The 10,624-nt window shown below is 72.0% G+C and carries 8 protein-coding genes and 1 pseudogene; 4 read left to right on the top strand and 5 right to left on the bottom strand.

Going from position 1 to position 10,624, the window contains the following annotated elements; all coding sequences use genetic code 11:
• Window positions 1-43: 43 nt before the first annotated feature.
• Window positions 44-1,549 carry a hypothetical protein gene (locus ACH4UM_RS36205; protein WP_398189093.1) on the top strand — a complete coding sequence of 502 codons (1,506 nt, stop codon included), beginning with the start codon at window positions 44-46 and terminating at the stop codon, window positions 1,547-1,549.
• Window positions 1,550-1,653: 104 nt separating this feature from the next.
• Here ACH4UM_RS36205 and ACH4UM_RS36210 read toward each other — a convergent pair.
• From ACH4UM_RS36210 to bla, 4 genes and pseudogenes are all read right to left on the bottom strand, one after another.
• Window positions 1,654-2,408, bottom strand: a pseudogene (locus tag ACH4UM_RS36210) (YqjF family protein).
• 189 nt (window positions 2,409-2,597) lie between these two features.
• Window positions 2,598-3,242 carry a hypothetical protein gene (locus ACH4UM_RS36215; protein WP_398189096.1) on the bottom strand — a complete coding sequence of 215 codons (645 nt, stop codon included), beginning with the start codon at window positions 3,240-3,242 and terminating at the stop codon, window positions 2,598-2,600.
• Window positions 3,243-3,656: 414 nt separating this feature from the next.
• A complete protein-coding gene (locus tag ACH4UM_RS36220; RefSeq protein ID WP_398189098.1) occupies window positions 3,657-4,238 on the bottom strand; it encodes a sugar O-acetyltransferase in 582 nt (193 codons plus the stop codon).
• A gap of 107 nt (window positions 4,239-4,345) precedes the next feature.
• Window positions 4,346-5,263, bottom strand: a complete 918-nt coding sequence (gene bla / locus ACH4UM_RS36225) for a class A beta-lactamase (protein WP_398189101.1) — start codon at window positions 5,261-5,263, stop codon at window positions 4,346-4,348.
• Window positions 5,264-5,469: 206 nt separating this feature from the next.
• Here bla and ACH4UM_RS36230 point away from each other — a divergent pair, with 206 nt between their 5' ends.
• Both ACH4UM_RS36230 and ACH4UM_RS36235 read left to right on the top strand, forming a co-directional pair.
• A complete protein-coding gene (locus ACH4UM_RS36230) occupies window positions 5,470-6,528 on the top strand; it encodes a LysR family transcriptional regulator (RefSeq protein WP_398189104.1) in 1,059 nt (352 codons plus the stop codon).
• Window positions 6,525-7,460 (top strand): serine hydrolase, encoded by a 936-nt coding sequence (locus ACH4UM_RS36235; RefSeq protein WP_398189106.1) that lies wholly within the window; start codon window positions 6,525-6,527, stop codon window positions 7,458-7,460. The genes ACH4UM_RS36230 and ACH4UM_RS36235 overlap by 4 nt, the downstream gene beginning before the upstream one ends.
• A 42-nt stretch (window positions 7,461-7,502) precedes the next feature.
• Here the strand turns inward: ACH4UM_RS36235 and ACH4UM_RS36240 are convergent, their stop codons facing one another.
• A complete protein-coding gene (locus ACH4UM_RS36240; RefSeq protein ID WP_398189108.1) occupies window positions 7,503-8,930 on the bottom strand; it encodes an alpha/beta fold hydrolase in 1,428 nt (475 codons plus the stop codon).
• Between the two features lie 282 nt (window positions 8,931-9,212).
• On the opposite strand from ACH4UM_RS36240, the gene ACH4UM_RS36245 reads away from it, so the two are divergent.
• A complete protein-coding gene (locus tag ACH4UM_RS36245; protein ID WP_398189110.1) occupies window positions 9,213-10,199 on the top strand; it encodes an ArsR/SmtB family transcription factor in 987 nt (328 codons plus the stop codon).
• Window positions 10,200-10,624 lie beyond the last annotated feature (425 nt).

Raw genomic sequence — 10,624 nt, forward strand, 5'->3', positions numbered from 1 at the left:
TCGGCGGCCGGGCACGCCCGTTATCCCTTCATGGAAGGTGCGAGTGGCACTCATACGCAGACCCAGGCTCGTCGCTGCGATCGCGGCGGCGGCAGCCGTGCTCGCCACGCTGACGGGGCAGTCGACGGCCACGGCGGACTCGCCGACGGTCACCAAACTGACCCTCGGCAGCGACCAGTTCAAGATGACCGACACCAGCTATGTGTCGGCCACCAACAACCTCTACAACAACCACCTGACGAACCACGCCACACTCACGGACGTCATCACCACCGACTACACGAAGAACTCGGCGGGGGCGACTGACAGTTGGCTCAACCTCCGCTCGATGCGCTCCTGCGCCGGCGACGAGACCAAGGCGCTGCCCCCCGCGACGACCTCGAAGGCATGGTGCTGGTCGTCCGCCCACGCCGACGACACCACGGCCCGGTGGTGGCCGCAGGGCCTGAGCACCACCGGCACCGCCGACGGAGGCGACGGAGCCATCCAGGGCGACCATGTCACCGCGGTGGTCTGGCACTACAAGACGTTCCAGCGTGACGCGGCCGCGGACACCACCGGCTGCAAGTCGAACAACCTGCTGAAGCTGACCTTCATCGACCGGGACACCGGCAAGTACCGGCACGTCCTGCTCGCCGAGCCCACGAGCACGTCGTCTAGCGCGTCCGACTTCAAGTACGTCACCGGCCACGGCGGCGGCATCGTCTGGTACGCCAACTACATCTACGTCACCGACACCGCCCACGGCGTCCGTGTCTTCGACATGAACAAGCTCGCCAAGGTCGACGACTACGGCTCGGGGATGACGACGTACGGGATCAACAACGGCCGTTCCAGCGCGTGCGGTTACCCCTACGTGCTCCCCGAGGTGCACTACTACCAGCAGTCCGGTACCCCCTCCGCGTGCGACAGCGACGCCAACAACGGTGTCCTGGACCCCGACCACCTCTGCTACTCGTGGCTCTCCCTGGACAAGTCCGGTGGCAGCCCGTACAAGCTGGTCACCGGTGAGTGGTACGGCGGCGTCGACGGCGGCCGGGTGGTGCGCTACCAGCTGAACCCGACGAGTGCGGCCACGTACCCCGGCCTGCTGAACATGTCCGGCGGCAAGACGGTCATCGAGGACGCCTACGCGGCCTCCCGCTACCGGGGACTGCAGGGCGGCATGACCTGGACCGACGACCAGGGAGTGCTCAACTTCGCCTTCCACAAGGGCTGCGGCACCGTACCCGGTGTCTACTCGCACACCTGGGTCGGTGACACCAGGGCCGCCACGACCTGCGCGGCGGGCGGCAACTGGGCGGCCGGCCCACCGCAGGCCCTCAGCTACTGGCCCAAGCTGGGCACGACCCAGGTCGACGAGCTGTGGGGACTCACCGAGGGCATCTGCCCCAGCACCTCCCTGAAGACCAGCTACCCCGAGGACTTCAAGGACGCCACCGATCCGGACGACGTCTGCCTCGCGCACAACGCCGACACCAGCACCATGTCGCTGCGCTCGGTCTTCGCCGTCGGATTCACCGACCCTGCGGTCCAGAACCTGCACTGATCCGCGGCGATCACGCAGGCACGAACAGCAGTGCGGAGGGCGCCCGCCGGCGTCCTCCGCGTTGTGTCCCGCACCCCTCTGCGAGTCCGCTTCGCGGAACGCCTTCAGGGCGTGGGGATCCCCGCCGGGCGTGCCGGGCGTCCGAAGAGGACGGGGACGCCGGGGGAGTACAGCACACTGGCCGGGGCGCCCTGCGGCGCGGGCAGGCCGGCCGCTGCGACGAGGTTCTCCTCGCAGGCGATCAGCTCGGCCCGGTACAGGGGCCAGCGCGGGTGGTAGTTGGGCAGATACGCCGCCTCGCCACCGAAGAACGCGTTGTGCATGCCCCAGCGGGCGGTGAGGAAGTGCTCCAGCCCGGTGGGTTGTGCGATGCGTTCACCGGGCCGCACGGTGATAGGCTGTGCGCGCCGCGCGGCCCGGGCCAGCGGCGCGAACTGGTGTAGGTGACGGTGCCGGCCGCGGAACGGATGCTCATCCGGGACCACAGATACGGCAACCGGAACCCTACGCGTCCCATGACCACCGGGATCAGCCGTGCCGCGTCCATCGACCGGAACACGACACCGCGCCGCCCGTGCCCGTCCACCGAGTACAGCCGCACGTTGGTCTCCGGAAAGGTGCCGAGATACGGCACCCCGGGCAGCCGGAGCCACCCGACCCGGTGCATGCGGAAGGCGACCAGGCCGACGTAGGTGACCCCGTCATACGTGTCGGGAACCGTCCCGGCCGGAAGGAGCCCCGCCACCACGTCCGGCTCGACGGCCCAGTGGACGAAGGTGAGGTCGAGCCACTGCTGGGTCAGGAGAGCCAGGCGTACGGCCGTGGGAGCCTCGGGAGTGATGGGGTCCGGTGTCTGCACGAAGCCACCCTGGCAGATCCGTGCCGTGGCCGGTGACCACCGCCCCGCGCCCCGTCCGCATACCTGCGGGGCATGTGGGACCGCCTCCCCGACCCGCGGCCCCGGGCGGTCGATGAGCCGATCGCGACGGGCGGCGGCGCCGCGGGGACGGTGGGGTCGGGGCAGTGGTGGGCGTACTCGCCGCCGCCGTCAGGCGGGTTGCTCCTGGCCCTCCTCCGCCGCAGCAGCCGGCTCCGGCGCGTCGGGCGCCGTGTAGAAGACGGAACTGCCCTGCTTGGTGCGCTGGGCCTGGTTCTTCGCCACCAGCCCTTCGAGGGTGTTGCGCACGACGGTCGTCTTGACGGGGTGCTCGGGGCGCTGCTGCCCGAGCGCGGCGGCCAGCTCGGCCGCGGAGCGCGGTTCGCGCTGGGCGGCCAGGAGCCCGCGAACGAGCTCGACGAGGGTGGGCCGGCCCGCCTGCGAGCGGGTCGCGCTGCCCGCGGGCTTCTCGGCCGAGTCCTTCTTGGCGACAGGCTTCCGGCTGGACGCGGCGGACTTCTTGGCCGCTGTCCGCTTGCCCTGCCCTGCCCCGGCGGCTGTCTTCTTGCGCGGCGCGGGCACCGCCACGACGGCGGATTCGGCCGAGGACTCCTGGGACCGGCCCGTCACACCGAGGGCCTGCTGGATGTTCAGCAGGACGGCATGGTCCTGCTGGAGTGCGGACAACTGCTCCTGCAGCGTCGTGATGTCACCAGCGATGCGCTCCTGCTCCTTGAGGTTGCGCTCGAGGTCACCGGCCACTTGGGCGGTGTACTGCGTCGTCAGGCCGCTGGCCGCGGCGTCGGTCTCGGACATGGCAATCGTGCTCCTTCCGGATTCCGCAGCCTCCGTACAACAGGTATGCGGACGTATGCGGAACCAAACGCGTGTGCTCTTTGAGCTGGTGTCCTGGAAGCGGCAGAGGTTACTGCTGCAAGCCGTGTTGCAGCGATGGTACGGAACAACGACGCGCGCCGGGTCCGTTCCGCATGTCCGAGAAGCAACTACCGGACCCAGTACCACGGGGTGCGGTGCCATGTCGCCGACCGCGCGGAGGTGATGCGGGCGACGGCGCGTTGTGCCGTCGCGCGCCGTGCGGCGTGCGGTCCGGGGCGCGGTGCAGGGTCAACCCCTCCATCAGGGCGTCGGGTTGACGGGCGGCGTCCGCCTCGAAGTACCAGCTCCAGCAGCTGCCGGCTGCGGAGCATCCACCGCCATGACGGGTGGAGGTCAGATGTCGCGGACGGGCCGGGCCGGGTTGCCGACCGCGACGACGTCGGCCGGCACGTCCGTGGTGACCACGGCGCCGGCCCCGACGACGGTGTTGTCGCCGATCGTCACCCCGGGGCACACGATGACTCCGCCGCCCAGCCAGACATTGTCAGCGATGGTGATGGCACGAGCGGCTTCCAGCTTGTCCCGCCGGGGCTCCGGCTCCACCGGGTGGGTGGGCGTGAGCAGTTGGACGTTCGGGCCGATCTGGCAGTCTTCGCCGATGGTGATCCGTGCGACGTCCAGCGCGGTCAGGTTGTAGTTGACGAAGGTGCGGGCCCCGATGGTGATGTTGCTTCCGTAGTCGACGTGGAGGGGCGGTCGCACATCGACGCCCTCACCGACGGCGCCGAGCAGTTCGGCGAGGATCGGCCCGGCCGCACCGGCGTCCTCGACATAGGCGGCCTGGTAGCGCGCGGCCAGCCTCATCGCGCGCTGCTGCCGGCGGGCGATCTCCGGGTCGTCGGCGACATAGAGGTCACCCGCGAGCATGCGTTCGAGGTTCGTGCGCGGATCGTCGGCGAAGTGGTCTGTCGGCACGCGCACGATCGTACGTTCCTGAAGGCGCGACCGTACGCATGCCGGCGGACCTCCTCGAAGGCTCACGGGCCCGTGGCCGGCTCATGGCCCCGGCCACGCGCGGGGCTTCACTCGCCCGGGGCGAGTGCGCGCGCCACCACCCGTGACGCGTCGGCGATCAGGGCGTTGTCCACCGCTGCGTCCTTGGCGGCCTTCGAGGACAGCACCGCGAGCACGATCGGTGTCCTCCTGGTCGTCCAGGCGACGCCGATGTCATTGGCGGACGCGTAGTCACCGGTGCCCGTCTTGTCGCCCACGATCCAGCCGTTCGGCAGTCCGGCACGGAAGCGTTCCCCACTGGTGGTGTTGCCCATCAGCCAGCTGAGGAGTTGCTCCCGGTCGGCACCGGACAGTGCCCGGTCCAGCGTCAGCCGCTCCAGGCTCCCGGCGATCGCCGCGGGCGTGGTCGTGTCGCGCAGGTCGCCGGGGGCGGCGGTGTTCAGGTCGGGCTCCCAGCGGTCGAGCCGGCTCACCGGGTCGCCGATCGACCGGAGGAACCGGGTGAGGCCGCCCGGCCCGCCGATCTGGCGCAGCAGGAGGTTGCCTGCCACGTTGTCGCTGTACTGGATGGCCGCGGCGCACAGGTCGCCCACGGTCATCCCGGTGTCGACGTGCTCCCGGGTCCTCGGAGAGTTCGGCAGGATGTCCGCCGGCGGGTAGTGGATCACCTTGTCCAGCGGCGCGCAGCCGCCGTGATCACGCAGGACCGCCGCGGCGGCGAACGCCTTGAACGTCGAGCACATCGCGAAAGGCTCCCGCGCCCGGTAGGACACGACCTGCCCGGTGCGGACGTTGCGGGCGTACACACCGAGGCGGGCGGCGTACCGCTGTTCGAGAGCGCCCAACTCGAATTCGGCATCGGGCGATCCGGAGCCTTTGGCCGCCGGTGCCGCGGACGCGGGCACGGCGGAGGCGAGTACGGCGCCGGAAACGGCAAGGCCGGCCTTGAGCAGGCCGCGGCGCGGCAGGGGGGTGGCACTGGTCATGTGCAAGTCTCCCGTGTGGGTCGTCAGTGCACCGGCGAGCCCGCTGCAACCGCGAGGCGGCGCACCGGTGATCCGGTGCTCCGTTGCTCCGGTGTTTCGGTGTCTCGGTGTTTCGGTCTTGGACGCGGGACAGCGAAGCAGCGCGGACCCACCCATGTCCAAGAGTGAAGTTTGAAGGTCCCATACCTAATTGATATGACTGCAGGGTGGACCTGATCGCGCACCTCGAGGCCTATGTCACGGCAGTCTACGAGGCGAGTTTCTCGCGTGCGGCCGAACGGCTCGGTATCGCCCAGCCACTACTGAGCCGACGGATCAAGACGCTCGAAGAGCACTTCGGCGGCCTGCTGTTCGACCGCTCCCGGCGTCAGGTCGTGACCACCGAGCTGGGCGTCCTCCTCCTGCCGTACGCCCAGGAGGTGCTGGAGCGGACCCAGCGGCTGCGGCACGTCGCCCGGTCGGCCCGGCAGTCGGCGGTACATGCGGTCGGCGTGCCCGCGGACTGCGCCCCGGCGGCGCTGGCCCGGCTCATCCGCGCCGGTTCCGAGCGCGGCACCACCTTCGGCGTGCGGGAACTGCCGCCGGACGAACGGGCGACGGGCCTGGTGGACGGAACGCTGGCGTTCGCGCTGGTCCGTGTCCCCCCGGAGAACGCCGCGCTCCGAGTGCCGCTCGGCCTGGCGTCCGCGCCCCCGCCGGAGGTGCCGGACGTGCCGGACACGCTGCACGGGCCGGACGCGCTCGACGCGCCGGACGCGCCGGACTCCGGCCCCTCCGAGGCCCGGCACGGGCGCCGTCCGCGGACCGTCCACCTGGAGGACCTGCGGCCACGACGCGCCCGGGGCCGGGCGCGCGGGCGGCAGAGCGTGCCACCCATCCTCACCATGGCCGAGGAGCGCACCCCGGACGCGCAGGACCGTCTGGGGCGCGCGGCCGCACGCGCCGGGCTGCCGGAGGGCCAGATCCGTCCGGCCGGAGCGATGGCCGGCGCGCTCGCCGAGACCCTCGCCGGGCAGGTGATGCTGCTGTGCTCCGAGCCGTTCGCACGGCGGCACGGGGCGAACTGGGCGCCGCTGGCCGACGCGTCGCTGCACCGGGGGTACGACCCATGCGCGTCCCGGCGCCACCGGAGCGCGCCGAACGTGCCCGACTGGATGGCCGCGCTGCTGGCGACCGCGGTCGGTGCCGGGAGGACCGCGAAGGCCACGTCGTCGTCCGGGGCCCCGGACAAGGACGCCGGGTCCCGGCTGGCGGCCCGCGGATGAGCGGCCGCCCGGAGCACCGTCCGGCCCGCACAGCCACCGACGGCGCTCTCCTGGACGTGGCCGAGGCGATCGCCGCCGACTGGGCGGCCCTCGGTGTCCGCGGCTCCTTCCTCGCCCGCCACCTCGGCACCGGCGAGCAACTCGGCTTCGACGCCGATGCACCGGTGCCCCTCGCCTCGGTGGTGAAGGTCCCCCTCGCCCTGGTCGTACTGGACCGCATCGCGACCGGTCGACTGGACGCCGCACGGCCCGTGACGGTGGATCCGGCCACGAGCAGTGTCGGATCCACCGGACTGGCCGCGTTCCGGCACCCGGCCACCGTGGCCCTCGGCGACCTCGTCCTGTCGATGCTCTCGGTGAGCGACAACGCCGCGGGCGACGCGTTGTTCGACGTGGTTCCGCCGGAGGAAGTCCACGCCCGCCTGCGCACGTGGGGGTGTTCGGGCATCCGGGTGCGCCACCGGCTCAACCGCATGTACGAATGCGCCGCCGGAGCGGCCGGCAACGACTTCTCACTCGCCCTGGAGCTGGCCATCCGCGACGACCGCTCGGGGCGGCACACCATCGAGACGCTGGATCCGGCACACGCCAACCTCGGCACCGCCACCGCGCTGGTCGACCTGCTGCAGCGTGTGTGGCGGGACGAGATCGCCCATCGCGGCGCGACCGCCGAACTGCGCCGGCTGATGGGGCTGCAGGTCTTCACCCAGCGGCTGTCGAGCGAACTGCGGGCGGACACCCTCCGGGTCAGCGGCAAGACCGGAACCTTCCTCCACCTGCGGCACGAGATAGGAGTGGTGGAGGCGGAATCCGGCGACAGGATCGCGATGGCGGCCCTCACCCGCTGCGACCGCCGCGCCGGCCGGGCGTCGGACATCGATCTCGCCATCGGGGCCGGCGCCCGCGACGCATTCGAGGCGCTGCGCGGCTGAATCACACGCCGGAAGCCGCCACGGACGCCGGCAACGGAGTGGTCAGCGCCGCCCCAGCAGGAAGTCGAACACCGCCCGGCGGCCCGCGTCGTCGGCCGCCCGGTTCTGCACCGAGTGCGCGGCGCCCGGCACCACGACGACCCGGGCCCGTGGCGTGAGCCTCTTCTGGTCGTACAGCCATTCCAGCGGCGTCGACAGGTCCCGGCCCCCGCCGAGAAGCAGGACCGGTACGCCCGGAAGCCTGCGGTGCTCCGGCGGCAGCGGCGGAACGGGCGTGCGCGGCCAGTGCAGACAGCTGAGCATCGAGCCGAGACCGGTCGCGGTGGCGGCGTCGAAGGGGCCGTAGTCGGCCGGGGTCAGCTCCGCGCCCGCCTTCTCCAGCGCCGCCCGGCGGCCGGCCACCGGCGTGTCCGAACTGCCCCAGGGATAACGCCCGTCCAGGCACAGTGTGGAGGCGTGCAGGCCTTGGCTGAGCTCTTCCGCGGTCGCCGCGCTGCCCTGCCGCACGCCCGCGATCAGGCCGCGCAGCGGACCGGGGTCGCCGCCCGCCGCCCGGTGCAGTGCATCGATCACGGCCGCGTAGTCCGGGTCCACGAACTCCCAGGCGGTCAGCGCGTCCAGCACGTCGACGCCGTTGTCGTACCTGTCGACCACCGTGGCCAGATCCGCCGCCGGGTCCGTGGTGCAGCCGGTCGCCCTGCAGGCCGCCGTCAGCACGCGCGGCGCCGCCCGCAGGGCGGCGCGGTCCATCGGGTCGTAGCCGGTCTGCGGCACCACCGAGTCCAGGACGAGCCGCGCCACATGTTGCGGGTGCGCCAGGGCGTACCGTTCGGCGGTGTACGTGCCGTACGAGACACCGTCGAGCGTCATCCGCCGCTCACCCAGCGCCCGGCGCAGCAACTCGAGGTCGGCGACCGTGTCACTCGTGCCGTAGAAGCGGCGGTCGTCGCCGATCGCCGCGGCACAGTCCGTCACCGCGCGGGCGGTGGGCGGCGTGAGGTCGGACGACCCCATCTCCTTTTGCAGTTGAGGACATTGCAGCGCGTCGGCGCCGGTGCCCCGTTGGTCGATCATGACGAGCCGGTAGTCCTTCAGCACGGGCGCCAGCTTCTGGCTCAGCCGTGCCACGAACGGAACACCCGGCTGCCCCGGGCCGCCCGTGAGGAACAGCAGCACGCCCTTCGGGGCCTTGGCGTTGTCCGCCAGCGCCACCTTCAGGCCCAGCCGGCCCGGCACGCCGCCGCCGTGGTCGAGCGGGACGGTCAGCGTGGCACAGGTGAAACCCTCCACGCCGGGACAGGCCGCGGCGCCGGAGAGTCCCCCGCCCTCCCCGGCCGGCGCCGCGGCTGCCCGGTCCTGCGCCGCGGACGTGCACGTCCCCGACACCATCAGCACGCCGACGGCGGCCAGGGCGACCGCCCCCGGCGCCGCGCCTCTGCGCCTCCCCCGCGCCGTCCGGTCCTTCCGCATCCCCCACATCTCCCGGACGCCCCGCATTCCCTGCATTCCCCGAAAACCCCGCATTCCCCGAAAGCCCCGCGGTGTCCGCGCGTCCCGCATCACCCGCACCCCCCGTGACTTCGGCATCCGAGCCGTTCCCGGTGATTCCGGCATCCCGTGTCCTCCCCATCCGGTTTCCGGTGCACCCGCGTCCGCACCAGGCTGCGCCGAGCAGGCCCGCCGAGGCGAGCTTCCGTGCGACGATTCGAGCACGTTCGAAGGGACACGGGGCAGTGGCAGGCAGGGAGGGTCGTGATCGAACTCACCGTGGACGCCACCGGGTTGGCCCGTTCCCGCTTCGCGGTCTCGCCGCTGCACGAGGTCGCGGCGACGCTGCTTCCCTGGGGCGTACGCCCGGCCCCCGACGCCGATCCATGGGCCGCGCACGCGCGACGTGTGCTCCGCAGGGCGGGCCTGCCGTTGCTGTCGGAGCTGGCCCTGCAGGGCGGCGGCTACGTGCCCGACTTCCTCAGTCCCCATCCGTCAGGTCCCTCGCCCACGGTCGATGAGGAACTGGAGCGCGTCCGCACCACCCCGCCCGATCGTGTCCTGGGCGAGCTGGAGGTCTTGCGGGACGGCCACCCGCGCAGCGGCCTGGCCGGCTCGGAGCTGCCGCCGCGGGTGCGGCGGGCCATGTCCCGCGGCGGTGCCTACGTCGCCGGGCAGGCCGCGGACGAACTGCGCCGCTACTGGGACCTGGCGTTCGCCCCGCGCTGGGAGGCCGCCAGGGCCGCCCTCGAAGCGGAGGTCGACCGATGTGCCGGTGTACTGGCCCGGCGCGGTGCGGCCGGCCTCTTCAACTCGCTGCATTCCGGCATCGCGTGGTCGGGTGGCACGCTGCGCGTCGAGAGCCGGTTCACCGTGGAGCTGGCCGCGCCGCTGGTGATCGTGGTGCCGTCCCTCGTGGCGGCGTGGCCCGGCGTGGCCGTGGACCCGGTGCGCGGCGGGCGGAGGCCGCCCATGGTGGCCTATCCGGTGAGCGAGCGGGCCATCGCTCCGGCTCCACCGTCGGCCGAGTTGGCCAGGCTGCTCGGCGCCACCCGCGCCGGACTGCTCACGGCACTGGCGCGCCCGGCCTCCACCGCCCAACTCGCCGAACGCCACTTCCTCAGCCCGGCCACGGTCTCCTACCACCTGGGCGTACTGCACCAGGCCGGCCTTGTCACCCGCGCCCGCTCCGGACGCACGGTGCTCTACCGCCGCACCGCGGCGGGTTCCCGGCTCGCCGGAAGCCGCTAGGAAGGGCGGCGGGATTCCCACCGTCGCGACGCACACCGGCCGGAGTGCCGGTGCAAGGGCAAGGGCAAGGGCAAGGGCAAGGGCAAGGGCAGCTTTCAACCCGACGGTCGCTGGTTTGTCAAGCCCCGAGTTCTGGGGGCATGACGGGCTTGTTTATTCCGGGCTTAATTGAGTCATGGGTTCGAGCGGGCCGGGTGATTCACCCGTATCGGTTCGGGCATTCCTTCCCCTCGCTTCTGCTTAAGGAGAATTCTCATGGCTCGCATTTCCAACCCCCGGCGTTTTGTGATGCTGACCGCTTCGACTGTTCTGGCTGCGGGTGGTGCGCTTGTGCCGGCGAGCGCGTTCGCGGCTCCGCAGACGGCGCACGCGGTGACGGCCGGCGCGGTGGCCGACGGCGGCCACTGGCGGCACCATGACGGCGG

The sequence above is a fragment of the Streptomyces sp. NPDC020801 genome (genome assembly GCF_044334385.1).
Lineage (GTDB): Bacteria > Actinomycetota > Actinomycetes > Streptomycetales > Streptomycetaceae > Streptomyces.